Annotated in this window: 21 protein-coding genes; 11 read left to right on the top strand and 10 right to left on the bottom strand. The window is 68.8% G+C overall.

The window, feature by feature from the left end:
- Nucleotides 1–236: 236 nt before the first annotated feature.
- The gene (locus J2853_RS31380) at nt 237–866 is read right to left on the bottom strand and encodes a GNAT family N-acetyltransferase (RefSeq protein WP_307564272.1); all 630 of its coding nucleotides are present in this window, start codon (nt 864–866) and stop codon (nt 237–239) included.
- 103 nt (nt 867–969) lie between these two features.
- On the opposite strand from J2853_RS31380, the gene J2853_RS31375 reads away from it, so the two are divergent.
- Nucleotides 970–1,461 carry a GNAT family N-acetyltransferase gene (locus J2853_RS31375; protein WP_307564270.1) on the top strand — a complete coding sequence of 164 codons (492 nt, stop codon included), beginning with the start codon at nt 970–972 and terminating at the stop codon, nt 1,459–1,461.
- Between the two features lie 101 nt (nt 1,462–1,562).
- On the opposite strand, the gene J2853_RS31370 is transcribed toward J2853_RS31375, so the two are convergent.
- On the bottom strand, nt 1,563–1,919 hold the full coding sequence (locus tag J2853_RS31370) for a DUF742 domain-containing protein (protein WP_307564268.1): 357 nt from the start codon (nt 1,917–1,919) through the stop codon (nt 1,563–1,565).
- Nucleotides 1,916–3,841, bottom strand: coding sequence for a sensor histidine kinase (locus tag J2853_RS31365; protein ID WP_307564267.1), 1,926 nt, complete (start codon nt 3,839–3,841; stop codon nt 1,916–1,918). Before J2853_RS31365 ends, J2853_RS31370 begins: the two co-directional genes overlap by 4 nt.
- Nucleotides 3,842–4,146: 305 nt before the next feature.
- Here J2853_RS31365 and J2853_RS31360 point away from each other — a divergent pair, with 305 nt between their 5' ends.
- From J2853_RS31360 to J2853_RS31325, 8 genes are all read left to right on the top strand, one after another.
- Complete coding sequence (locus J2853_RS31360) at nt 4,147–4,488, top strand: hypothetical protein (protein WP_307564265.1); 342 nt, start codon at nt 4,147–4,149, stop codon at nt 4,486–4,488.
- Between the two features lie 555 nt (nt 4,489–5,043).
- Nucleotides 5,044–6,036 carry a DMT family transporter gene (locus J2853_RS31355; protein WP_307564263.1) on the top strand — a complete coding sequence of 331 codons (993 nt, stop codon included), beginning with the start codon at nt 5,044–5,046 and terminating at the stop codon, nt 6,034–6,036.
- Nucleotides 6,033–6,656, top strand: a complete 624-nt coding sequence (locus J2853_RS31350; RefSeq protein WP_307564261.1) for a GntR family transcriptional regulator — start codon at nt 6,033–6,035, stop codon at nt 6,654–6,656. Before J2853_RS31355 ends, J2853_RS31350 begins: the two co-directional genes overlap by 4 nt.
- A gap of 59 nt (nt 6,657–6,715) precedes the next feature.
- Nucleotides 6,716–7,066, top strand: coding sequence for a hypothetical protein (locus J2853_RS31345; protein WP_307564260.1), 351 nt, complete (start codon nt 6,716–6,718; stop codon nt 7,064–7,066).
- 352 nt (nt 7,067–7,418) lie between these two features.
- A complete protein-coding gene (locus J2853_RS31340; protein WP_370879385.1) occupies nt 7,419–8,858 on the top strand; it encodes a sugar transferase in 1,440 nt (479 codons plus the stop codon).
- An 83-nt stretch (nt 8,859–8,941) separates the two neighbouring features.
- Nucleotides 8,942–10,228, top strand: coding sequence for a phosphotransferase (locus J2853_RS31335; protein ID WP_307564258.1), 1,287 nt, complete (start codon nt 8,942–8,944; stop codon nt 10,226–10,228).
- Nucleotides 10,225–10,674, top strand: coding sequence for a PssD/Cps14F family polysaccharide biosynthesis glycosyltransferase (gene pssD / locus J2853_RS31330; protein WP_307564254.1), 450 nt, complete (start codon nt 10,225–10,227; stop codon nt 10,672–10,674). Before J2853_RS31335 ends, pssD begins: the two co-directional genes overlap by 4 nt.
- Nucleotides 10,671–11,225, top strand: coding sequence for a glycosyltransferase (locus J2853_RS31325; protein ID WP_307564253.1), 555 nt, complete (start codon nt 10,671–10,673; stop codon nt 11,223–11,225). Before pssD ends, J2853_RS31325 begins: the two co-directional genes overlap by 4 nt.
- Nucleotides 11,226–11,281: 56 nt before the next feature.
- Here J2853_RS31325 and J2853_RS31320 read toward each other — a convergent pair whose 3' ends face one another.
- The 6 genes from J2853_RS31320 to J2853_RS31295 form a co-directional block, all read right to left on the bottom strand.
- Nucleotides 11,282–12,529 (bottom strand): glycoside hydrolase family 26 protein, encoded by a 1,248-nt coding sequence (locus J2853_RS31320; RefSeq protein WP_307564251.1) that lies wholly within the window; start codon nt 12,527–12,529, stop codon nt 11,282–11,284.
- Between the two features lies 1 nt (nt 12,530).
- On the bottom strand, nt 12,531–15,317 hold the full coding sequence (locus J2853_RS31315; protein ID WP_307564249.1) for a fibrinogen-like YCDxxxxGGGW domain-containing protein: 2,787 nt from the start codon (nt 15,315–15,317) through the stop codon (nt 12,531–12,533).
- A gap of 212 nt (nt 15,318–15,529) precedes the next feature.
- Nucleotides 15,530–16,423 carry a sulfotransferase domain-containing protein gene (locus tag J2853_RS31310; RefSeq protein ID WP_307564247.1) on the bottom strand — a complete coding sequence of 298 codons (894 nt, stop codon included), beginning with the start codon at nt 16,421–16,423 and terminating at the stop codon, nt 15,530–15,532.
- Nucleotides 16,420–18,018 (bottom strand): oligosaccharide flippase family protein, encoded by a 1,599-nt coding sequence (locus J2853_RS31305; protein WP_307564245.1) that lies wholly within the window; start codon nt 18,016–18,018, stop codon nt 16,420–16,422. The genes J2853_RS31310 and J2853_RS31305 overlap by 4 nt, the downstream gene beginning before the upstream one ends.
- Nucleotides 18,011–19,363, bottom strand: a complete 1,353-nt coding sequence (locus tag J2853_RS31300) for an O-antigen ligase family protein (protein ID WP_307564243.1) — start codon at nt 19,361–19,363, stop codon at nt 18,011–18,013. The genes J2853_RS31305 and J2853_RS31300 overlap by 8 nt, the downstream gene beginning before the upstream one ends.
- 7 nt (nt 19,364–19,370) lie before the next feature.
- Nucleotides 19,371–20,267: a glycosyltransferase family 2 protein gene (locus J2853_RS31295; RefSeq protein WP_307564241.1), complete on the bottom strand. Its 897-nt coding sequence runs from the start codon at nt 20,265–20,267 to the stop codon at nt 19,371–19,373.
- Nucleotides 20,268–20,446: 179 nt separating this feature from the next.
- On the opposite strand from J2853_RS31295, the gene J2853_RS31290 reads away from it, so the two are divergent.
- Nucleotides 20,447–21,538 carry a hypothetical protein gene (locus J2853_RS31290; RefSeq protein WP_307564240.1) on the top strand — a complete coding sequence of 364 codons (1,092 nt, stop codon included), beginning with the start codon at nt 20,447–20,449 and terminating at the stop codon, nt 21,536–21,538.
- Between the two features lie 9 nt (nt 21,539–21,547).
- Here the strand turns inward: J2853_RS31290 and J2853_RS31285 are convergent, their stop codons facing one another.
- Nucleotides 21,548–23,167, bottom strand: a complete 1,620-nt coding sequence (locus J2853_RS31285) for an outer membrane protein assembly factor BamB family protein (protein WP_307564239.1) — start codon at nt 23,165–23,167, stop codon at nt 21,548–21,550.
- A gap of 194 nt (nt 23,168–23,361) precedes the next feature.
- On the opposite strand from J2853_RS31285, the gene J2853_RS31280 reads away from it, so the two are divergent.
- Entirely contained in the window at nt 23,362–24,990 is a 1,629-nt protein-coding gene (locus J2853_RS31280; RefSeq protein ID WP_307568890.1) for a polysaccharide biosynthesis tyrosine autokinase, read from the top strand.
- The last annotated feature ends 82 nt before the right edge of the window (nt 24,991–25,072 follow it).

The raw sequence follows: 25,072 nt of genomic DNA, 5'->3' as shown, positions 1-25,072 counted from the left end.
TTCCCGCAGAAGTCGTGGTTCTTCGAAGCGTCACTCATAGCTGCTGAGTGCCCGTCAGATCGTAGATCTATCTGGGATCTTCGATTCAAACGACGGCATGCCGCACGCGTCGTACCCGATCGGGCGATCGGAGGGGGCCGCGACCTGGGTGGCGTCGCGATCGGAGATCGAGGAATTCCCTCTCGCGAAGCACCTGGACCTGGTCGGATCGGGGGAGGTCACGGACGCGAGGGCCGTCAGGTCGCGGTGGGCTGTGCCGTCCGGTCCGTTCTCCGGCCGAGGTAGGTGAGCTCGCCGGGGTCGGCGACCGGGATCTCGTGGAAACCGAGGCGGTCGTAGAAAGCCCTCGCCCTGGTGTTGGCGCTGACCATGCCGAGGTGGACGGCCTCCGTGCCCCTGCGGTGCAGCGCGTCGAGGAAGGTGTTCATCAGCGCGCGGCCGTGGCCCTTGCGCTGGTGCTCCGGGAGCAGGTCGATGTGGAGGTGCGCCGGGTAGGCGGCCAGTTCCGGCAGGACCATCCGTTCCGGGTGGTACATCAGACGGATCATGGTCTCGCTCGGGTTCGCCGGCGGCCCGGCCGGCTCGGGAAACCGCTCTCTCATCCGGGGCAGCCACGAGGCGCGGAAGGCCCGGGCGAAGGCGACGGTGTCGGCCGTGCCGAGGACGTAGCCGACCGCGCGGTCTCCGTCGTCGGCGACGAAGGTCAGATCCGGCTCCAGGAAAGCGTAGGGAGCTGCGAATATGTTCGGCATCAGGTCGAGGTCGGGATAGATGTGCCGGGAGTCGCCGCCCTGGTGGGCGGTCCGGACACAGATGTCGAAGAGAGCGGCCTGATCGTCGGGGCGGTACGGCCGGACAGTCGTCATGGAGATCCATCCTGCCCTCACTGAAAGCGCTCTCACAAGGGGTTGGGCATCGGGTGGTTCACCGGCCTCGATGGTCCTTTTCGTGGTGGATACCCTGCACGGCATGATTGACGTGGAATTGCGTGGGTGGCACCCCGACGACGTGCCGGTTCTGCTCGACGCGTTCAGTTCTCCGGATATGGCACAGCAGGCGGCGCAGCCGATCGACACGCACCGGGCGGCCCTGGAGTGGATGGGGCTGTGGGGGTTCCGGGACGACGCGCAGGCGTTCGCCGTGGTGGTGGGCGGCCAGGTGGTGGGGAACGTCGCGGTGAGCAACATCGACACGCATGACACCGGCTGGGTGTCCTACTGGACGTCACCGCGGGCCAGGGGGCGCGGAGTGGCCGTGGCCGCGGCCAGGAAGATGGCGGAATGGGCGTTCCAGGAGCGAGGGCTGTTCCGGCTGGAGCTGGGGCACCGGCTCAACAACCCGGCCTCCTGCGCGGTGGCGACCAAGGCCGGTTTCCTGGTCGAGGGGATCGAGCGGGCCAAGCTGAGCTATGAGGGCGTGCGATACGACGTGGAGCGGCACGCCCGGCTGGCCACCGATTGACCACGAACGGATTGCCCTTCTCACGGCTTCTCACGGCGTTGAGGTCGCCTCCGGCCGCGCGATGCCGCGATTGTTCTGATCGAGTGGTCGGTTCGGAGGTGTCACAGCGCCCTGAGCCCGGCGAGCACGTCGCGAAGAAGGCTTTCCCTGGGAGCCGTGACGGGGGCCGTGGGGGGTCGCACAGTGATCAGACCGGCGTCGCGCAGGTCGCTCAGAAGCACCTGGATCACCCCGATGGGCAGGCCGGTCTCCGCGGCCACCTCCGCGACCGAGACCGGCACGTGGCAGGTGTTCATGATCGACACGTGTTCGGGTGACAGGTCCCGCCAGGAGGTCCTGGTCGCCACCACCACGGTGGTCAGGTCGAACTGGGCTCCGGTGGCCTTGGTCCGGCCGCGGGTGACCGTGTAGGGACGGACGATCGGACCCGCCTCCCGGTCGAGCCAGCGCTCCGTCATGGTGACTCACCGTCCTGCTCGGCGCGCCGCCGTCCCTCGGGGAACGAGGTCAGCACGCTGCCCGACGCCGGTCCGGGCTCCGGTTCTCGCACCTGGTTCGGCATGGCCTGCCGTACCCGCCTGGGAAGACGGCCACCCGAGGCGATCCGTTCGAGCTCGGCCGAGTAGGTGGGCCGTGACCTGGGCGTCTCGGCCATCAGCTCGCTCGGGAGGAGCACGATCGCCGTGGTGCCCCCGAAGGGGGAGGACCGCAGGGAGACGCGGATGTTGTGGCGGGCGGCGAGTTGCGTGACGACGAACAGGCCGAGCCGGTCGCTGTCGGCCAGGTCGAACTCCGGAGGATTGGCCAGCCGCTCGTTGAGCTGGGCCATCTCCCCCGGTGAGATGCCGAGCCCGCGGTCCTCCACCTCGATGGCGTACCCCCTGGCCACCAGCTGGCCGTGGACGCGCACCGAGGTGTGCGGGGGTGAGAAGACGGCGGCGTTCTCCACCAGTTCGGCGATCAGATGGATCACGTCGGTGACGACCGCTCCGATCACGGCCGGCCCCTGCGGCACGCTCACCGCCACGCGAAGGTAGTCCTCGACCTCCTCGACGGCGGCGCGAACCACGTCGTAGACCGTGACCGGCACCCGCCACCCTCGGCCGGGGGGCGAACCGGACAGGATGATCAGGCCCTCGGAGTGACGGCGCATGCGGGTGGTCAGGTGGTCCAGGCTGAACAGGTCCTCAAGGGTCGCGGGGTCGCCGGCCCGCTGTTCCATCGTCTCCAGCATGGAGAGCTGACGATGCAGCAGAGACTGGTTCCGTCTGGCCAGGCTCACGAAGACCTTGTTGAGGCCCTTGCGCATCTGGGCTTGGCCGACGGCGGCCTCGACGGCGGTTCGCTGCACCGAGGAGAACGCCTCGCCGACGCTGATGATCTCGGTGGTGCTGCCGTGGTGGAGTTCGGGCACCTCGGAGCAGACCTCCTCACCCCGGCGGAGCCGTTCGACCACGTCGGGCAGCCGTCTGTTCGCCAGGTCGAGGGCGGCCTGCTGGAGGCCGACGAGTTCGGTGCCTATCCGGCGGCCGAACCGTACCGAGACGAAGACGGACACCGCGACCGCGATCAGTCCCAGCCCGCCGGCGAGACCGATCTGGACCAGGATGCCGGTGGCGAGAGGCGCGGATCGCTCGGTGATGCGCCTGCTGACGTCTCCGCCGAGCCTGTCGAAGGCGTCGGAGAGGGGCGCGGCGACCGTCGCCCAGGAGGTTTCCGGATTCGCCTCGGCGGCGACGGCGTTCTCGATCCGCTCGAACGAGGCGTAGGCGGGGGAGTCCTGCAGTTTCCCGTACAGCCCCTGGAACTCCTCGTCGAACTGGTTGAACCCCAGCGAGTAGAGCAGCCTGCGGCCGGTGACCAGTTCCCTGAACATGGCACGTTCCTCGCCGCTCATGGTCTTCGCGGCCACGGCGCCGGAGATCAGCGCGGCCTGCTGGCTGAGCATCTCCCGGCTCCGCCCGACCATGACGACGGCCCGGGTCTGGTCGTTCAGATCGGTGTCCGAGGACACCCGGATCCTCTCGTAGACCTCGAAGGCCGTCGCGATGATCGTGTTGTAGTCGTTCAGGGTCCGCAACCGGGTGGCGGAGCGGCTGTCGATCCCGCTGCGGATGCCGGTGAGCCGGCCCACCATGGTCAGCAACCGGTCCAGCCGGCTCCACACGGCCGGACTCACGCCCGTCTCAAGCGCGGGCGCCAGCCGTTCCAGCTCCGCTCGCGCGGCGTTCGTCCGGACCCGCTGAGCGTCCAGCTCGCCACGCGAGATCACGTCGTCGCCCAGCACGGAAAGGGAGAGCAGCCGTTCGTGCTGTAACGCGGTGGTCAACGCCCGGGCGGGGACGACCCCGTACTGATAGCCCTTGCCGGCATTGAGCAACTGCTGGCCGTCCCGGAGGGTAAGGGTCGCCGCAAATACCCAAATCGCTACAAGAGAGACGATTGGCACCAACAACAGGGTGGAAATCTTGGCCCTGATCGAGTGTTTGCGGCTAGCCATAATACCTCGCATTACCGATATGCGCGGTTGACAGTGGCGAAACCCTAGCAACGTGGGTGATCGGCGACCAGACGTGCGGGTGATTTAGATCAAGAAAGGATTTATTCACTCGATATTGATCTACGTGGTGATTAGGAACTGGCGACCCTTCTGATACGTCTTTCTAGATAGAGAGGGGGCGTCCCATGCAGAGGATCGCGGACCTGATCGGTGCAGAGGCGGACCGCGCGGACCAGGCGGCGCTGGAGCACGGCGATGAGCTGGAGAAATCGGGAGCGGTGCAACTCGTCCGATTCAGCCCGCCGCTTGTGACCGCGGAGGTGGACGAAGGCGCCGCCTGTGTGGAGTTCCGGATCGTCGACGGGGTCCTGCGGTGGCACTGCACCTGTCGTGACGGCCGGAGTGGGCTTTTCTGCGCGCACTGTGTGGCGACGGCCCGGTCGGTCAGGGTGAGAACGGGCAAGAAGGGTTCTCCGGACGTGCGGCCGCAGGCGGCGCCGACCGGCACGTTCCCGATCGCGTCGTAGGCCGGGCGGTCGCCGGGGCCGGGAGTTCCGGCCCGGAGCGGAGGCTCGCGCCCGGGACGGCGACGCGCGCCGGTGCCGCGTCGGCATCACGCCGCGCCACCTGCGCCGGTCGCGTCACCCGCGTGACTCGCCGCGCCTTCGCGGCGTCGTGTCACACCTTTCGCGCCGTGCTGCCCGCGTCGTGTCACACCTTTCGCGCCGTGCTGCCCGCGTCGTGTCACACCTTTCGCGCCGTGCTGCCCGCGTCGTGTCACACCTTTCGCGCCGTGCTGCCCGCGTCGTGTCACACCTTTCGCGCCGTGCTGCCCGCGTCGTGCTGCCGCGCCGGCGTCGCATCTCTCACCCCGTGCCGTGTGCCGAGGCGCGTCCTGCCGTGCCTTATTCCGGACCGTTCGGGCGGTTGTGGCGAGTGTCAAGGGCGCGCCGGAAGCAGTCGGGTGGCCAGGGGTTTCGGTCACCTCTTTCGTTGTCGCGATCAAGGAAGTGGCAGCCGGTGCGGGATCGTCGCCGGAAAAAGACTGGACATCCATTGTCTAGTTGTCAGACAATTTATCCGTGAAGCTCGCCGTGATCGGAGCCGCCGTGCTCTGGGGAACCGCCGGAACCGCCGGGTTGCTCGTGGCCGGGGTCGACCCGGTCTCCCTGGCCGCGGCCCGGCTGGTGATCGGTGGCCTGGTGCTCGCGATCGCCGTCGGCCCGGCCATGCGATCGGCGGTCCGGCCTCGTATCGGCATGTCCCCGAAGACACCGCTCGGCGCCGGCACACTCCAGAAGGCCCCGCCCCAGAAGGCCCCGCCCCAGAAGGCTCCGCCCCAGGAGGTCCCGTTTCAGAAGGCCCCGCTCCGGGTCGGCGTGCTCCTGCCTGCCGCGGTGGCCGTGGCCGCCTACCAGCTGTGCTACTTCGCCGCGGTCACCCGGACCGGGGTGGCCATCGGCACGGTCGTCGCCATCGGCAGCGGTCCCGTCTTCACCGGCCTGCTCTCCTGGGGACTGGACCGGGTGCCCCCCACCCGGCGCTGGGCGGGGGCGACCGCGATGGCGATCATCGGCTGCGCCGTACTCACCGGTGGAGAGGGCGAGGCGCGGGCGGACGGCATCCTGCTCGCGCTGCTCGGCGGATTGCTCTACGCCTTCTACACGGTCACGGCGGCCCGGTCGATCAACGCGGGAGCCTCCTCCAACGCCGTGATGGGGGTGATGTTCGGCGGGTCCGCGCTCGTCATGCTCCCCGTCCTGCTGTGGACGGGCACCGGCTGGCTCGCCGAGCCGCAGGGCCTGCTCACCGCGCTCTACCTGGGCTGCGCCACCACCGCGCTGGCCTATCTCCTGTACGGCAGGGGCCTGCGCACCACCCCGGTCGCGACCGCCGCGACCCTCGCCCTCACCGAACCCGCGGTGGCGGCGCTGCTCGGCGTCGTGGTGCTCGGCGAGCGGCTCACACCCGTCTCGGTCGGGGGGCTGTTCCTGCTCGGTGTGAGCCTGGTCGCGGTGGCCCTTCCCGAACGAGCGGGCAAGGCGGCCGACGGCGCAATAAGGTCGTCCGCGTGACTCTCCCGTTCCATCCCGTCTCCGCCGTCGGAGCACTCGCCGACGCCCTACGGCGGCGAGTGCTCTCCGGCGAGATCGCTCCGGGCACCGCGCTGCCGGAACAGGAACTCTCCACCCTGTACGGCGTGGCCCGCCCGACCGTGCGTGAGGCGCTGGCCGTGCTCGTGCACGAGGGGCTGCTCCGAAGAGAGCGCCATCGCAGCGCGCAGGTGACCGAGGTGACCGAGGCGGACCTCGACGACCTGATGTTCGTCCGCCGTCCGCTGGAGGACCTCATGGCCACCGCGCTGACCGGGCGGCGGGTCGAGGAGGCCGACGAGGCGCTGGCGCGGATGACCGCGCTGCCCGGTGACGCACCCTGGGCCGATGTGGTGGCCGAGCACATGGCGCTGCACCAGGCGCTGATCGTCGCGGTGGGCAGTCCCCGGCTGGAGCGGCTCTACACCGCCCTGGCCGTCGAGACCCGGCTCGGTCTCGTGCGGCTGCGCACCGTCTACTCCGACAGGCATCTGCTGGTCGCCGAGCATCGCGACCTGCTCGACAGGATCGGCCAGGGCCCGCCGGAGGCCGCCAGGAGGGCCGTCGCCGCCCATCTGGATCACGGCTGGGGCACACATTAGTTGCCCGACTTGCACGGTTCTCTTGCACCAAGAGCCCTGAAGTCGTCACAATCGCGGCCATGCACGGCAATTCAGTGCCGGACTCCTACGTTTATGTCACCGAAGAAGGCGTGACCCGCCATTACGCGGACGGCAGCGTCGACGCCCTCGCGTGGGAGGACGTCGTCGAGGTGCGGGTCGTGGGCGATACGGACTCGGACATCCTGTACATCCTTCTCGACCGCGACGGTCAAGGCTGCGTGGTGCCCAAATCGGCGACCGACGCGACCTTTGTCGCGCGTCTCCGGTATCTTCCGGACTTCGACCTCGATCGACTCAGCGCGGCAGCGGACACCGTCCGTGACGTATATGTCGTAGTCTGGCGCAGCCCCGAGCCGCCTTCGGCGCTACCGGACTTCGAGTACGACTGACCGCTGGGTGTGAGCCCGGTGTCAAGGATAATTTGTGACGAAGCCATATAGATACAATTGTGCCGTGGATGGTGGTCTCTCTAGTGATGCGTGGTGAGGGAGAGACGCTGGGGATGGGGCGCTTGGCGTGGGGGAGGGTCGCTGACCAGCCACGGAGTGATGTCAAGCACGCATTTTCATACACATGTGTCCTGATGTGGACGTTGGCCTTGCCTATCCGTGAACTTCTTCACTTTCTACGCTCTCTAGATATATGTGACAACTGCCTGTAAGCGGTCAACCACTGAGGCGGCAGTGGCGTCTAGTTTGTGCAGAGGTGGGGCAAGCACAGCGAGGAGCAATGGGCATTGTGGTGAGTGAGTCGCTGCAGGGGACACAGCAGCGACTGGGTTCGTACGTTTGGATGAGGCGATACCTGCGCATGGCCGTGCTGGGAGACATGGCTTGCGTGGCGGTCTCGCTCCTCGGATTGGTGCTGGTACGAAGGCACCTTGAGATGCTCTATGTCTCAGAAGTGTGGCTGGCGCTGTTCATCATCGGGCTCTGGCCGTTGATCGTCATGGTCACCGGCGGTTATGACAAACGTTACTTAGGGGACGGATCAGACGAATACCGTCGGATCTTCCAGGCTACGGCGGTCATGGCCTCATCGGTGGCGATCGTGGCCTACGCCACCCAGACGCCGATCGCCCGCGGTTACGTGATGGCGGGAATTCCGCTGGCCGGCCTGGCGAACGTCTTCCTCCGGTACGGCATGCGGCAGGGGCTGCACCGCCGCCGCTACGAAGGTGAGTGCATGCGCAGGGTCGTGGTGGTCGGCCACTGGGCGTCGATACTGGAGCTGCACACGCAGCTGAGCCGCAAGCCCTACCACGGTATGAAGATCGTCGCCGCGTGCGTGCCGTCTCCGGAGGCGACGGAAGGACTGCAGCAGTTCGACGGCTTCCCCGTGCTCGGAGACTTCTCGACCGTGCCGCAGGTCGTCCGTGACTCGGGTGCCGACACGGTCGCCGTGCTGGCCTGCCCGGAGTTGGACGGCGTGGCCCTGCGGAGGCTGGCGTGGCGGCTGGAGGAGACCGACACCGACCTCTATGTCGCCTCGGCGCTGATGGAGGTCGCCGGCCCGCGCATCAACATTCGCCCGGTGGCGGGGCTCCCGCTGCTCCATGTCGCCCACCCCGACCTCGACGGAGCCCGCCAGCTGGTCAAGGGGGTCTTCGACAAGGTCGTCGCGGCGCTGGCCCTGCTGGCGCTCTCGCCCTTTCTGCTCGTCGTGGCCGCTCTCATCAAGTCGACCGGTCCCGGTCCCGTCCTGTTCCGCCAGGCCAGGGTCGGCAAAGGCGGCGAGGAGTTCACCGTGTTGAAGTTCCGGACCATGGTTCCGGACGCCGAACAGATTAAGCGAATATTAACTGAGCTCAACGAGGGCGACGGCGTCCTATTCAAAATTAGGAACGATCCAAGAATCACCCCGCTCGGCAGCTGGCTGCGTCGTTATTCAATTGATGAATTGCCCCAGCTTTTCAACGTGGTGCGCGGAGACATGTCCCTGGTGGGTCCCCGCCCGCCGTTGCCGGAGGAGGTCGCCCGCTACGGCACCGACGTACGGCGCCGCCTGGTGGTCAAACCCGGTCTGACCGGCCTGTGGCAGGTCAGCGGACGGTCCGACCTGTCGTGGGAGGAATCGGTCCGACTCGACCTGCGCTACGTGGAGAATTGGTCTCTCGCGCTGGACATGCAGATCCTCTGGAAGACGTGGTCCGCCGTGATGCGAGGGTCGGGCGCCTACTGAGGTTCACGTTCGTGACATGGCGCGGCTAACGTACCCGACGTGCTGTGTGACGTAGGCCATCTTCTAGTTGAGAGAATCAGGGATTGAAGGAAACCGAAGCCGTGCCTTCCCTGGCCGCCGAGACCCCGCCCGGTCTGCGAGCGTTGCAGAACCTCGTGAGCCAGCTCTGGCTCCCCGAGGGAGAGGTCACGTCCTGGCCGGTACGCGTGACGAGCGGTGAGGTCCCGCCGGGGTTCCGCGCCGTGGAGACCTACGCCGTCGTGCCCTCTCCGGAGCGGGCCCGATTCCTGGTTCCCCTGGCCACCGCGGCGGCGGCCGCGGCCTCGGTCGGTCGTTACAACGGCCTGCGCGAACCCGGCACGAGAGTGTTCCGCTTCCTGCTGGGCCTGGGATACCGGCTCAGGATCGCCCAGCGGGTCATCCGGCACCGCCTGGTCGTGTGCGTGGACGAGCGACTGGACGAACGGGCGCTGCCCGGCCACCTCCTCTCCGCGCACCTGCGCGAGGTTCTCGGCGAGGCCGACGTGGTGGTCGGGGCGGGCGTCCACCGCATCGACCCCCACCACAAGCCCGTGCTGCAGCTCTTCTCTCCCGCGGGGAAACCCGTGGGATACGTGAAGGTGGGCTGGAACGACGCCACCCGCACGATGGTGGCGACCGAGGCCGAGGCGCTCTCGCTGGTCGGCGACATGAACGAGATGCACGTCCCCCGGGTGCTGCACGAGGGAACCTGGCGCGACTACCGGCTCACCGTCACGGCGCCGCTGCCCGAGACGGTCCGGCGGCACCGGGAGCCGGACCGTCTGCCCGCCGCCCGGTTCTCCCTGGCCGTGGCGGAAAGCACCGGCGGCTACGTCGCCCCCCTGCGGGCGTCGGGGTTCTGGCGCGGGATCCGTGAGGAGGTCGCGATCGTCGCGGCCGAGGAAGCCGAGCTCGCGGCGGCCATGGGCCGGGTCCTCGACCGGGTCGAGCTCACCTGCGGCGACGTCTCCCTGCGGTTCGGTCGCTGGCACGGTGACTGGGTGCCGTGGAACCTCGCCTGGGCGGACGGGACCCTGTGCGTGTGGGACTGGGAGCACAGCGGGGGCGACGCCCCGGTCGGATTCGACTCGCTGCACTGGCGCTTCCAGGTCGCCATGGAGCTGCGGGACCTCGGCCTGCGCGGTGCGGTCTCCGCGGTGATCGGCGCCGCGCACGACGACCTGGCGGAGTACGGCGTGCCCGAGGAGGCGCGCCACTGCCTGGCCGACCTCTATCTGGTGGAGATGTTCCTGCGCGTCTGCAGGCTCAAGCGCGGCGGCGGATGGTGGAGCGACCGCTTCCACCCACACATGATCGACGAACTGGCTCGGATGGAGCGGTCACGGTGAAGGCACTTCTGGTCTGCTCCACGGGCGGCCACCTGACGCAGTTGCACCGGCTGCGGCCCTGGTACGAGCAGCACGAACGGCACTGGGTGACCTTCGAGAAGGCCGACGCCGAGTCGCTGCTCGCCGGGGAGGAGGTGACCTGGGCCTATCACCCGACCACGCGCAATGTTCGCAACCTGATGCGCAACCTGTGGCTGGCGGTGAAACTGGTCTCGCGCTACCGGCCGGACGTGGTCGTGACCACCGGGGCCGGGGTCGCCTACCCGTTCTTCCTGCTCGGGCGCCTCTACGGAGCCCGTACGGTCTACCTCGAGGTTTACGACCGGATCGACTCCGGGACGCTCACCGGCCGGCTCTGCTATCCGCTGGCGGACCTCTTCCTGCTGCAGTGGCCCGAGCAGCAGCGCCGTTACCCGCAGGGCGTCGTCGTGGGGCAGCTCCTGTGAGCACCCTGGTCTTCGTCACCGTCGGCACCGACCACCATCGTTTCGATCGGCTGATGGACTGGCTTGAGGAGTGGCTCCTCGCCCAGGAGCCCGGCCGCGTCCGATGCGTGGTCCAGCACGGCACCTCCCGGCCGCCTGTGCGAGCCGAGTGCCACGCCCTGCTTCCCCACCAGGAGGTGCAGACCCTGTTCGCGACCTGCGACGTGGTCGTCTGCCAAGGGGGACCGGGGTCGATCATGGAGGCGAGGGAGGCGGGCCGCCTCCCGATCGTGGTGCCCCGGATAGCGCGGCTGCGGGAGGTCGTCGACGACCACCAGGTCGCCTTCGCCAGGCACCTCGCGAGGCTCGGCAAGGTCGCTCCGGCGGAGACGGCTCAGGATCTGCGCGACCTGCTCGACCACGCGCTCCGTGACCCCTCGGCGTACCGGGCGGACCCGCAGGAGGCGAGTGGAGCCGAGGCCGTGGAACGGGCCGGAAAGTTGATCGACGAGCTGCTGCTCGCGCCACGCGCCCGCCGCTCCCTGCTCACCCGCCGCCTGCGGCGCGGGTGACGGACGCTCCTGCCGCGCTCGGGTCTCCGCCGTGGCGGAGACCCGAGCGCTCAGGGCTAACGGGAGGGGTTGAGGAGCGGGTGCAGGCCCGCCTCCTCGAAGGCGTCGATCATGCCCGGACCGTTGTCCAGGCGTAGGCCGCAGCCGAAGTCGGAGTCCCAGCGGACCAGACCCTTGATGTTCGGATACTCCTGCAGGGTCTCCGGGATGTCGGTGTACCACTGCTTGGACCGGGCCGGATCGGCGGGATCGTACTGTGTGCCGTACTCGGGGAGCATGAACGGCTTGTGGCCGAGGCCGTTCTCGTTGAGCCACCGGTAGGTGCCGGAGATGGACTGCTCGAAGGTCTCCCAGGAGGAACCCTTGCAACCGTAGAAGTTGTAGGGGTCGTAGGCGACCCAGTCGACGTACTCGTCGCCGGGGTACATCGACGCCATCCGCTGGTCGTTGCCCTCCCCGAGGTAGCCCGTGACGGTCCAGACCCACACCGTGTTGCTCGCGCCGGCCTCCTCGAAGAGCCGGTGCACGTGTCTGGCGGCGGCGACGTAGTCGGCGGTGCCGCCCTTGTCGATGTCCTGACCCGTCGTGCGCCGGTCCATCTCCGGATCGAAGGAGACGAACACCTTCTTGCCGTAGTCGCGGATCCGGTCCGCCGCCGCCCGGATGACGTCGTCGTGCCGGCCGGCGGCGATGTCGGACCAGCGGAGCTCGGTCTTCTCGGAGAAGAGCCGGCTCTCCCAGGCGAAGAAGAGCATGCGGGATTCGCCGAGCTCGATTTCGGACTTGTCGGGGAACACCCCCGGTCCGGGGGTGCCGGAGAAGTCGTGGTAGCGCAGCACGATGTCGAACGGCCGGTTGATCTGTTGCTCCAGATCGGTGACCGAGGCGCTGAGGTCGCGACCCCGGATCGAGTAGATGCCCCACCACGCCCCGCAGGACGGGACCAGGATCTCGCTCACCGTGCACTCCCCCGTGGCCGGGCCCGTCCCGACGGGGGGCAGGGCGGGGGGCGGAGAGACCTCGGGCGCCTGGGTGGCGGCCGGGGGGGCCTCCCCGCGAACGGGGAGGCCTTCCGCGTCCTTCGGCGGGACCGTCCAGTCTTCGATGAGGGCCTCGAAATCGTCCGGCCGGATGGGCCAGCCGGAGATCTCGTAAGCCGGGTCGGGGAAGTCCAGTTCGCCGGGCTCCTGCGAGGAGACGAAGGCGGTGGTCAGACAACAACCCGCGAGCAGAGCGGCCAGGGTGTAGCGGCCACGCCGATGTGCACCGAACATGGTGAGCCTCTCGACGAAGGAGGCTTTCACTTTAATTCACAGTCGCGTTCATGCTAAGGGAGAAGCCGAGATCGGCACTCCAGGCATTCGCCTGGTGCATTTCCACCGCGATTGTGTTAGTGCCGGCGACCAAGGCCGTGGCCGGGACGGTGAAGCGGACCGGGGTCCTCTCCTCCGTGTTGGTCTGCAGACCGATCACGGCCGCCGTGCCGTACGACACGTCTCCCGCGGGCAGGTTGTCCCGGCCGACCTCGGTGCCGTTGATGTAGATCACGGCGCCGTCGTCACGGACCAGGTCGATGGTCAGCTCCTGGTAGCTCGCCGGGTCGGCGACCTCGATCGTGGACCTGAAGTAGGCGGTCATCGGACGGGGCGTGGTACCGGCAGGGATGACCGTGTCCTCGTCGTCGCCGAAGCCGAGCTTGGCCGCGCCGGTCGGCCAGGACGAGTCGTCGAAGCCGGGAGCCCGCCAGGCCGTGCCCTGGTCCACGCCGTCGTACACCCAGCGCCACGTGGCGTTGCTCGCCACCAGGTTCGTCGTGCTCTCGACGCGGAGCACCGGGGTGCTCGCCGAGCGGTTGCCCGCCGTGTCGATCGCCCGCACGAAGTACCGGTGGGTGCCGTAGGCCGAGGTGTCGGTGTAGGACGTCCCGCCGACGGTGGCGATGACGTGGTCGTCGCGCAGCACCTCGTAGCGGGGGGCGCCGGCGTTGTCGGTCGCGGCGCCCCAGGTGAGCTGGTTGCCGCCGGGCGTGGTCGCGGTGGTGAGCCCGGTCGGCGTGGCCGGGGCCTGCGCGTCGGTGGAGCAGAGCCGGCCGAAGCCGCCGAGCCACTGGTAGGCGCCGTTCGTCCAGCCGCCCCGTGACATGTCACCGCCGAACCAGAGGCAGCCGTTGTCATCCTTGATCATCTCCCACGGGCCCGCGCCCGCCCGGGAGTCGATCGAGGGGTTGAAGTTCGGGAGGTAGTCGCCGGTCTCGGCGTCCCAGGCTCCGATGAAGCTGATCTGGTTGACCTCGGTCCAGTTGGTTCCGGGATCCGGCCAGGTGCTCGCGTCGAGGTGGATGAAGTCGTCGCAGTGGCAGGCGCCGTAGACGACCCCGTTGAGCTCGACCGCGGTCTGGAAGTCGCCGCCCTGCACGCCGATGTTGCCCCGGACCCGGTTGAACCCGCTCTTGGTGTACATCTGGAAGTCGTGCTCGGAGCCGCCGATCCAGACGTTGTCGCCGAACTCTCGGATGATCTGGCGGTACTGCGTCTGCACGTTGGTCGTGGACGGCAACCAGTTCTGGTCGTTGAGCCCGGCCACCTGCGTCGGCGGCGCCGAGGTGGTGATGACGGCCACCTTGCGGGCCGGGTTGCCGTTCACGGTGGTGAAGTGGCCGCCGAAGTAGACGCGCTCGGCGGTGGCGTCGAGTTCCATCGGCACGCCGTCGAAGTTGGGCTTCCAGGTGCCGTCGGGCCTGCCGTCCGAGACGCGTACGCGGGCCGCGCGGCCCAGCGTGATCTGCGCGCCGATCGGCACGCCGCCGCTGATGCGGTTGAACTGACCGCCGACGTAGATCCAGTCGCCTTCCCGGTCGAGCGTGCGCACCAGGGGGGTGGACGAGGTGTGCGCGATGGGCGCCCGCCAGGTGGGCACGACGGCGCCGGTGGCGGGGTCGAGCGCGGCCAGGCCGCCGGTGTCGGTCTCGCCGTTGGCGTTCGTGAACTCACCGCCGATGACGATTTTGTCGTCGGCCGCCTGGATGTCCCAGACCTGGCCGTTGAGGACCGGCCGGAAACCCGGCTTCCACTCGCCGGTGCTCACGTCGAACGCCGCGAGGTACGGCTGGCGCACCCTGTCGGCCGGCACCGGGTTCGCGCCCCTCTGGACGTACTCGAACTTGCCGCCGACGTACAGGGTGTCGCCGAGGACGGCCAGTGACTGCACCTCGATGTTCTGCTCGCCGCTGCCGCCGCCCACGACGCCCGTCACGCCCCAGGGGGTGGGAGCGGTCAGGTTGGAGACGAGCGGCGTCACCGTGCTGGCGGCCGTGCCGCCGTCGGGGATCGCCGGGTGTGCCACAGTGGTGATCTTCGGGCGGATGAAGACCTGGGTGAAGGGGATCGGGTTGCCCTCGGTGCCGTTCTGCCACAGGTAGTTGGTGGCGCTGTTGGACCCGCCGCCCAGCGAGCCGTAGGAGAAGCCCTTCTGGTAGTTGTGGTTCTGCCACTCGTAGGTGAACACGCGCCGGACCCCGTTGTTGACGTTCACGTCGCGGGTGTTGCCTCCGTTGGAGGAGGCGCCGTCGAAGCTGGTGGAGCTGAGAGGGTGGCCGCCGTCGAAGGTCCACGACCACTTGTCGCGGTTCGAGAGCCTCCAGCGCACCTCCTGCCAGGTGCTGCCGGCCGCGTTGGACGCCCTGCGCAGGCGGATGCCGTCGGTGAGGGCGTCGACCCGGCCGCCGTTCAGCAACCCGTTGACCATGTCGCCGGGCAGCGCCGCCGGCGCGAACGCACCAGTGCCGGCCGGGGTGTTGCGGACCTCGGCGGGCGTCCGCTGCCCGTTGTAGTCGAACTCCCAGCCCTGGCGACCGCGGCCGATCAGCACCCAGCCGCCGCCATCGGTGGTCATGTCGCAGTAGAACTGCTGGGGCGCGATGAGCGCGGGCGTCTGCAGCCAGTAGACGCCGTCCGCGCTCGACGGCGTCTGCTGCTTGATCGCCCAGCAGGAGGGCGCGGCCTTGTCGGCCGAGGTGCCGTCCGCGGGCGGCGGCGGCGCGGCCGAGGCGGTGCCCGGGACGGCGAGGCCGGCGGCGCCGATGAGCACGGCCACGGAGAGCCTCGCGAACAGGGCTGTTCTGCGGGTCCGTGGAGAAGGGAATGCGGCAGCTGAATCGATCACAAGAAAATCCCCTCATGGGGTGGTCGGAGAGAAGTTGCGCCGCCAGGGTGGGCGTCACCGATTAAAGCGCCTCACCCTATGGTGTGGGGGCAAAGATAGCGTAGTGAGTTACTGTGGTCAATGACCGTTGAAGGACATCTGAATTAACATTCCCAACCGAAATCGACGCCCATGGAATCGAATAGGTCACGATTGTGTGGACGATAGAACTCGGTGAGCTCTTCCCTGGTCAGGGGGTTCATCTGTGGAGCGGGAAGATAGTTGTGGCGCTCGGCCACGAGAAGCTGCGAAGGAGGGAGACCGAGGAATTCCACTACCCTGTCAAATGCCAACTGAGGGCTTTTGTAAAGATCCTCTGCCGGCATGATGAGGATGTTCTCCGAAGGGAAGATCTCCATCCATCGCTTTATCTGCGGGAGATAGATTCCGCGGTCGCGATAGGTGTAGTAGTCATGGGCGCGGCTGTAGTAGGAGGGGTCGGCGGCCATGCGCTCACGTTCGCCCGCGAGCCGTTCGGGCTCGGCCGCGAGAGCCTCCTCGAAGGTGAGGGGTTCCACCCCGTCACCCACCCGTTCCCAGTAGTGGGAGTAGGCCCGCTTGACCGGGTCGCGCAGCGTCACGACGAGCTTGACACCGGGGATCAGAGACCGGACCCGCTCGGCCACCGGCGGGCAGTACATGTAGTAGGGGCAGGCCTCCCCGGTGAGCGGCCGGGTGCCGAGCTGCCGCGCCATGGCGTCGAGCTGCTGTTCGGTGGCGAAATGGGATCGGTACCAGTCGATGCCCTTGCCGTAGTTGATGTCGAAGAAGTACGGGCTCTTCAGACCCCGCGACTCCGGGAACATCGGCATGATCATCGGATGCTGGATCAGGTAGTTCCAGAGCGAGGTCGTCCCGCCGCGCTTCGTGCCGATCACCAGGAAGTCGGGCAGGTGCCGCGCCCCCGCCGTACGCACGCCGTACGCCCGGGTGGTGGCGTTGACGATGTCCTTGACCCAGCGAGGAGAACGGTCCTTGATCCGGGTGGTGATGCTCACGTCGTGCTCTTCTCTGTCGTTTCGTCAGGTGCCGTTTCGGCCGTGCCGGGCCGGCCGCGCCGCCGTCGGACCGCGTCGAGCAACACGTCCGCGTGCAGGTGGGCCCGCCGGCGCCACAGGACGTAGCCGTATCCGGCCCCCGCCACCAGCAGGTACGCGGCGAAGGAGAGCGCCGTCGCGCCGAGCGCCCAGCGGATCGCGACCCCCACCAGCCCGAACCAGACCACCGCCCAGATCGCGGGCCAGGCTATGGTCCGCAGACCCAGCCCCAGCCCCAGCCTGTACCGGACCTGTACGGCGGCCAGCACCGTGTCGATGAGCATCGTCGCCCCCCAGGCGACCGCGGCTCCGACGATGCCGAACGGGGGGACGAGCAGAAAGGTCAGGACCACCGTGGCGATCAGCGCGACCACCTTGTTGAGCAGGCTCCACGAACTCTTCCCGCCCATCAGGAGCACGGTCTGCACGTTGCCCGCCGCCATCACCAGCAGCATCGCCACGGCCAGGATCGCCAGGGGGAGCGAGCCGGCACGGAAGTCCTCGCCGAACATGGTGAGCACGAACGGCCCGTAGACGGCCAGTGCGAGATACAGCGGCCACGAGCCGGCCACGATCCACCCTGTCGTCACCGCGTGCAGGTGCTCGACCTCCCGGTGTTCCCGGCGGGCGAGCATGGCCGCGAGCTGCGGCGCGACGGCGATCCGGGCGGCGGCGACGACCAGCGTCCCGGTGGTGATGAACCGGCTGGCGGTGGCGTAGATCCCCGCGTCGTGGCTGGAGGCCATGGCGCTCACCAGGAGGACGCCGAGCCAGACGATGAGGATCTCGATCACCGCCGCGACGCCCCTCGGCCCGGAGAACACCCAGAACTCGCGGACGGCCGACGGCTCGTCCGGGGCGTACGGGGTCAGCGGCCCCGGTGCGGCCTCCGCCCGCCGTACGAGACGCCACAGCGCGAAGGCGGCGACGACCATGGCCAGCCCGACGGGCAGCGACCAGGCGAACATCACCGCGCCCGCTCCGTAGCCCAGCGCGGCGAAGGCCAGCGCGAGCACCGGGCGGGCCCCGGGCATGAAGATGTTGTTGATGACGGTGAACGTGGCCACGTCGCCCAGGCCGCGAGTCCCCGCCAGGGCGACCGAGCGCGCCGCCGAGACGGCGAGGAACGGCGCGATGATGTGCAGCATCAGGACGGCGTCGGCGTGCTGCGCGGGATCGGCCAGGAGCCGGGCGAGCCACGGGGCCGCGAAGTACAGGGCGGCCGCGACCGCGACGCTGACGACCACGACGGGGACCAGCGCGAAGAACAGGACGCGCCGGAGCTCCCCCACGCGCCCCAGGGCTCGTAATCGCGCCGCGGTACGCACGAGCGCGGTGTCGGCGCCGAGCTCGGTGGCCTCGGAAAGGATCATGAACAGTGCCACCGCGGTGAAGAACACGCCGGCCTGAACCGGACCGAGCAGCCGGGCCACGACGATGGTGAGGGCGAAGCCCGCGGCCGCCGACACGATCGATCCGACGAGTCCGATCGCCCCGCCCCGCGCCGCCTCGGACAGGTCGGCACCGGACGCCTTGCCGTCCGTTCGCTCACTCATCGCCGGTCACCGCCTGTCTCGGGCGCGCACCGGTGAGCCACGGCTCCGGTGCGACCGGGCGGACCTCGGGCGCGTCGGGAGGCCGCAGCCCCAGGGCGGCGGCCATGAAGATGAGCACGAGCTGCGTCCCGTCGAGTCCGTAGTAGAAGACCATGAAAAGGGCCATCACCGGCACGACGTGAAGCCACATCATGCTGGAGGGCGCCCAGCGGGTGCGCCAGGCCAGACTCCACAACCACAGACAGAACAGAGCCAGGGCGGGAAATCCGAAGGAGAACATCACGTTCCAGAAGTGGCCCTGAGTGCCCACCGAGATGCCCAGGCTGAGGGAGGGGCGAGGGCCGCCGAAGCCGAGGATCGGCGAGTTCAGGGTGCGCAGGAACGCCTCCTGGTAGATGGCGGCCCTGCCGGTGTTCGTGGTGCTGTACTCCGTGCGGGTGCTGATGACCTCGCTCAGCCCCGACAGGTAGGCCGCGCCCAGCCCGACCATCATCAGGGTGCAGACGGCGACGAGCCAGCGCACATGCCCCCGGAGGGCGAAGCGGAGCGCGGCGTACAGCAGGCCGAAGCCGATGGCCAGGAACATGCCCCGGTTGAGGGTGGCGAAGGCGGGGACGAGCGAGGCGAGCGCGATCAGCGCGATCACCGGGCGGTGCCACTTTTTGGCCGCGGTAAGGGCATAGAGCAGCACGAACGGCAGGAGAAGCGCGTAGTGGCTGCCCCACGCGTTGGTGTACGCGAACGGCGCGCTCGGCCGTTCGAAGACCGTCGGGGAGCCCCACGGTTCTTGGATCTCGGCGAATTTGGGATGGACGAGGTCGCCCACGAACTCGTTGGTGGAGATGGCCCCGGGCAGGATCTGCTCGAAGGGCGTGCTGAGCGAGCCCCCCGGAAAGAACACGCCGAGGAAGCCGCCGATGACGACCCAGAGCCAGAAGATCGTCACAAGGCCCGCCGCGCGCCGGGCCGGGAGCGTGCGCATCGAGCAGTTGTAGACGTACAGGAAGACGATCGTCGCGCCCAGGTAGTTCATCAGCCGGAAGGCGAACCCCACCATCCTGGGGGCGGTGTCGAGCTGGGTGGCCGAGGCGAACAGGAAGACCAGGAACAGCACCCAGATCAGGAAACCGCGGGGGATCTGCACCCGCTGGGTGTTGCGCCACATGACCATCGCCATCGGCGCCGCCGCGATCGGCGCGGCGAACGCGCCGACGCCGAGCACCCAGAGCAGAGGGAACGCGGTGAAGAGCACGTGCAGCGGCCACAGCGGCAGCGGGCGTGTCAGCTGGGTCACCTGTGACCCGAGATAGCCGGCGGTCAGGAGGGGGGAGCGGATGGCGGTCATGTGAGGATCAGACGCCGCGTCCGCGCGCGTTGAGGAACCTGATCGTTCGTTTGGCGTCGATCACCCGCATGCCCATGCCCAGCGCGAGGTAGCCGCGACGCTCCCGCCAGTTGCGGCGTAGCGTCCGCACGGCCCACCGCCGCGCCTGGGCGTGCTGCCCGGCGGCGGCGTGGAAGAACGCGATCTGGCCCTCGATGCGGGCCTTGCCCGCGGGCTCCCCGTCGAACTCCGGGTGCTTGTCCAGCAGATAGGAGAGCGCTTCGGTGATCATGACGTAGCGGTCGGCGAAGAAGGACGAACCCCAGTTGATGGCGGTGAGGGCCGCCGGGACGCAGGGGATCGTGCCGATCTTCGCGATGCGGAGGAGAAGGTCGTAGTCCTCGGCGTAGCTTCCGGGAAGGTGCTCGTCGACCGGCCCGACCCGGTCCACCAGCACGTCGCGCCGGACGATGAGGGTCGAGGGGTGGAGCTCCATCACCCGGTCGCGCAGCAGGTGCTGGAACGTGACAACCGGGTAGGGGCTGAGCCTGGTCACGCTGTGGCCGTCGGATCGCACCTCGACGCCGCATCCGGCGGCGACGGCGTCCGGATGCCGGGAGATCAGCTCGATCTGGGCGGGGATCTTCCCGGGGAGCCACTCGTCGTCGTCGTCGCAGAATGCCACATATTCACCGGTGGTGAGCGCGATGCCGGAGTTGCGGGCTCCGGCCAGGCCGGGGGTGTTGACATTGCGCGTCGTGCGCAGCCTTCGGCCCGGGCGTTCCTCGATCCCCAGGTCCTCCGGCTCGGACCGGTCGAACACGACCACGACCTCGATGGTGCCCGGATAATCCTGGTCGAGCGCGGCGGCGACGGCGCGTCGCAGCAGAGCGATGCGATCGCGGGTCGCGATGACGACGCTCACTGTCGGAGGTGTTGAGCCGTCGTCCGCTGACGGGTTCAAGTGGTCAGCCCCTTTCGTATCCGCTGGCCTACACTTGGCGTTCCGTGCCGCCGGTCTGTGGGTGATCCACTCGACATGTCGGCTCGGCTGGAGCCTACTTTTCAGGCGATGGCTGGACAACTGGGATGAGGTAACTACCGGTGGCTGTACGTAGTCCAGCGGCGATCTTCGTCGTCGCAGTCATGATCGGCGGGACGGCGACGCCCGCGCTCGCCCTTGACGATCCACAGTTCCCCACCTCCGTGCTCACGGTCACCGACCCGCGCATCCTCGAGGCGAGTGGGCTCAGCCTGTCCGGCGACGGAAAGCGGTATTACACGAGTGGAGACGCGCGAGGACGCACCGAGGTATACGTCATCAACGAACGAGGCGAGACGGATCTCACGCTCACCCTCCCGGCCGGCTCCAACGAAGACTGGGAGGACATCGCCACTTTCCGGGGCAAGAACGGCAAGGGATACGTCTACGTCTCGGACATGGGCGACGCCCACTTCATCCGGAAGGACAAGGGGCTTCCTCCGCGGACGACGTTCGGCATCGTCCGCATGGACGAACCCGCTGCCGGCGCCACGGGCACGCAGGCGGCCTCCGGGGTGGTCTCCTATTCGATCCGATACTCCGACAGGGCGGCCCGCAACAGCGAGTCGCTGCTCGTGCAGCCCGGCACGGGCCGGATCTTCACGCTGGACAAGACGGAGAAGCCGGAACAGCGAGCCGCTCTCTGGGCCGCGCCGGCGCCCCTGGTGCAGGGTCAGGTGAACGTGCTGCGCCGGGTGGTCGCGCACGTCCCCGTCCTGAAGGCGTCCAGTGCGGCCTTCTCCCCCACCGGCGACCGGATCGCGGTCCGCAACGGGGAGAAGGCCTACATCTGGCGGGTCAAGAACGGCGACGTGGCGGGTGCCTTCAGGGACAAGCCGATCGAGGTCAACCTTCCCGCGCAGCGCCAGGGCGAGGGGATCGCCTTCACCCCTGACGGCCACGCCTTGCTGGCGAACTCCGAAGGCCCCAAGCAGCCGCTCTGGCGCGTGCCGCTGCCCGAGGCGGCCGACACCGAGACGCCGCCGCAGGTGCTTGAGGAGTTCACCGGCGCCGAGACCGGCGACAGCTCCAGAGACCTCGTGATGATCGCCATCGCCGTCGGATCCGGCCTGGTGACGGTGGTTCTGATCGCCCTGAACGTCGGCCGGATCCGGCGGGCCAGACGCACCGGCGCCGCTTCCGTCTCGCGGTGAGCCCGATGCCTACCTCACGGTGAGCCTGGCATCGAACGAGACGTCCGAGGAGTTCGCGGCGGCCTGGTGGACCTCGACGGCCAGGACGTTCTGCCCGGTGCGCAGCAGTCCGGGATTGACAGGGGTGGAGTACCACGCCGACTCGTCGGCGTCGCCGACGGTGCCGGAGGCGAATGTCTGGGCGGTCACCGTTCCCGCGGGCATGTTGGAGCGCAGGATCTCCACACCGTTGAGGTAGACCACGGCCCCGTCGTCGCGGACCAGATCCAGTGCGGCCTGGGTCAGCCGGCTCGCGTCCGTCACGGTGAAGGTGTGCCGGAGGTGGTAGGCGATCCGGCCGGAGGCCATCGTGGTGGCCTCGTCGCCGTCACCGAATCCGAGCTGCGCGGCTCCGCTCGGCCAGGAGGTGTCGTCGAACCCGTCCGTCTGCCATCCGGCGCCGGGGTCGGCGCCCGTGTCCGAGTAGCGCCAGGCGGACCCCGAGGAGACGACGGCGGTGGGGGACGAGAGCAGCGGGAACTCGGCGTAGCGCGCCTTCGGCTGGCCGTTCACCTGCTGGAACTGCCCGCCGACCCGTAGCTGGTCGGGTCCGGCGTCCACGGCGTACGTCGAGAGCGTCACGTTGAGGCGGGGGGCGAAGAAAGCGTCGATGGTTCCGCCGGCCGCGTCGACCGCGGCGAGGCCCCATCGCTCCACCGTCCCGAAGGAGGGGGCGAAGTGACCGCCGGCGTAGACCTTGCCGTCGCGGACGCCGATCGACTCGACGTCGCCGTCGGAGTAGATCTGCCAGCGGAGGGCACCGGAGCTCGCGTTGTAGGCGGCCAGGCGGCCGCCGGGCCCGCCGACGGCCGCGTAGACCCCGCCGTCCATGACGCCGAGGTCCCATACCCGGCACGGGTTGCTGTTGATGCAGACCGCCGGCGGCCGCCACGTCGTCACGGCGCCCGTGGACGGGTCCACCGAGCCGAGGTAGTCACGGCTCTGGCCGCCCAGCTGCCGGAACAGGCCTCCGACGAGCAGGCTGGTTCCTCCGGAGCCGGGTTCCAGCACGTCGACGGTCGTGTCGGCGCCGGGGTTCCAGCCGTTCACCAGCGCGCCCGAGGAGGCGTTCAGCGCCGCGAGCCGGGCGCGCCCGCTCCCGGAGACGTTCGTGAAGTCGCCGCCGAGGTAGAGCCTGTCCCCGATCACGGAAAGCGCCCGGACCGTGCTGTTGGCGGTCGGGGTCCAGCCCGGGACGAGGTCGCCGTCGCCGACCTCGACGGCCGCGAGCCTGGTGCGGGTCTGCCCGTCGACGGAGGTGAACCGGCCGCCGACGTAGAGGGTCGCTTCGTCGGAGGAGACGGCGAGGTCCTCGACCGTGTTGTTCGCCGCGGGGTTCCAGCCGCGGAGCAGGTCACCGCTCGCGGCGTCGAACGCGGCCAGGCGGTTCGCGCTCACCGTCTCACCGGTGCGCCGGTTGAACAGGGAGGTGAAGGCGCCGCCGATGACGACCCGGTCTCCGGCCCGCTGGATGGCGTAGACCGATCCGTTGGGCTCCCAGCTCGGTCGTGCCTGCTGGGAGTAGTCGGCGTGTGCGGGGGAGATGGCGGTGAAAGCGACAAGGACGGCGCACGAGGCGATGCCTGTCACGCGGATAAACCTCACGGAGTCTCCACAAGGGGTCGATTTTCCATAGACCCATGGCAATGCCATCGCCCCCCTATGCGGAGGTAATGCCACGACTCTAACTAAATTCAACGGTAGGCTACGGGTCAAGGGCAGGTATCTTATGTAACACGGCGCCTTTGTCCGGCAGCCGGGGCAGTAGGAGAGGAAACGTGCCCATGGTGACGGACCCCATGTCCAGCAGGGAATCGCTTGAAGTAGCCGATTATGCGGGCATTCTCCGGCGGCGTTGGTGGATTGTCGTCGCGGCGGCAGCCGCGGGACTGGCCGCGGCCGCCATGGCCGTCGTTGTCCTTCCTCAGTCCTACGTGTCTCAGGCCGTCGTGCTGGTAACCAATTCGGCCGACCTGGACCGGACGGCGATGCGCGTCAGCATCGACACCGAGGCGCAGCGAGTGCGCTCCGTCGAGGTGGCGAGGCGGGCCGGGCAACTCCTCAAGTCCTCCGAGTCCCCCGTCGACCTCACCGAGAACGTCACGGTCACGACCAGCGGCGAGTCCGCCATCCTGCAGATCGACTTCGAGGGGTCCAGCGCGCTGCAGGCGCAGCAGGGCGCCCACGCGTTCGCCGTCGCCTACCTCGACAGCCGCCGCGAGAAGGGGTTGCAGCGCTCCAACGGCCAGGTCAGCAACCTGCAGAGCCAGCTGGAGGAGCTGGAGCAGCAGCTCAAGAAGGTCCCCGCGTCCAGCCTGGCGGAGCGGGAGATCATCATGGGCCAGTTCGAGGTGCTGGGCAGGAGTCTGGCCGACGCGAAGATCGAGGCGTTGAACGTCGCCTCCGGCGAGATCATCATGGAGGCGTCGCTCCCTGAGGGCCCCGCCAGTCCGAGCCCGGTGACCTTTCTCCCCGGCGGTCTCATCGTGGGCCTGATGCTGGGCGTCATGACGGCCCTGCTGATAGACCGTTCCGACAAGCGCGTGCGCAGCGGTCACGACGTGGCCCGCGTGCTCAAGATGAGGATCCTGCTGGACGTCCCGCCGGGCCGCCGTCACAACGCCCTGGGCCTGCTGGCGGCCCGCAGCCGGGTCGGGCAGCGCTTCCACGAGCTCTGCCACTCGCTCACCGCGATCCTCGGCTCCGGACCGAGCAGTCACGTGATCGTCGTGTCCAGTGCCTCGCCCGGCAAGGGGGGCAACATCGTCGCGGCCAACATCGCCGCCACGCTGACCCGGATCGAGTCCAACGTGCTCCTCGTCAGCGCGGACCTGGAGTCCCGGGTGAGCACCGGGCTGCTAGGCGTACAGGGCAGCGGGCTGGCCGAGCTGTTGCTCCAGGACAGCACCCTGGACGAGGTGGAGGTCAGCTCCCCGGTGATCCCCCGGCTCCGGGTGATCCCCGCGGGGCAGCGGACCGAGCTGGTCTCGGAGATGCTGCAGGGCGCCCGGATGAGCCGCCTGGTGAACTCCCTGCGCAACCGTGCCAGGTTCATCGTCATCGACGCGCCGTCGACCGCGTTCGGTGCCGACACGCAGGCCCTGGCCGAGATCGCCGACATCGTGGTGCTGACCGCCGAGGCGCACGACACGCGCTACGACCAGATCAGGGACGGCGCCCAGCAGATGGAGCGGGTGGGAGCGCCTCTCGTCGGAGTGGTGGTCATCCCGCAGCAGACCGAGGTGCCGTTCCCGCCCCCCAGGGGAGCGGTGATCACGTCGCAGCCGGTCGGGAAGCCCGAGCTCGTCCGCGGCGACGAGGAGCTCCCGGTCGTCGAGAGCGGTCCGTCCACCGAGGTGTTCTCGATAGTCAAGGACATGAACGGCTCGGGGAAGCCCGCCGTCAAGGGGTGAGCCCCACCTGGCGGACCCGCCGGGACGTTCCCGCGCGCACCATGGCCGGTGGATGGTTCGTCGGTGGAGTGCTCGTTGCGGC

This window comes from Streptosporangium lutulentum (assembly GCF_030811455.1).
Classification (GTDB): Bacteria; Actinomycetota; Actinomycetes; order Streptosporangiales; family Streptosporangiaceae; genus Streptosporangium; species Streptosporangium lutulentum.
The sequence above is the reverse complement of the archived record's forward strand: the minus strand, read 5'-3'. Positions and strand labels throughout refer to the sequence as shown.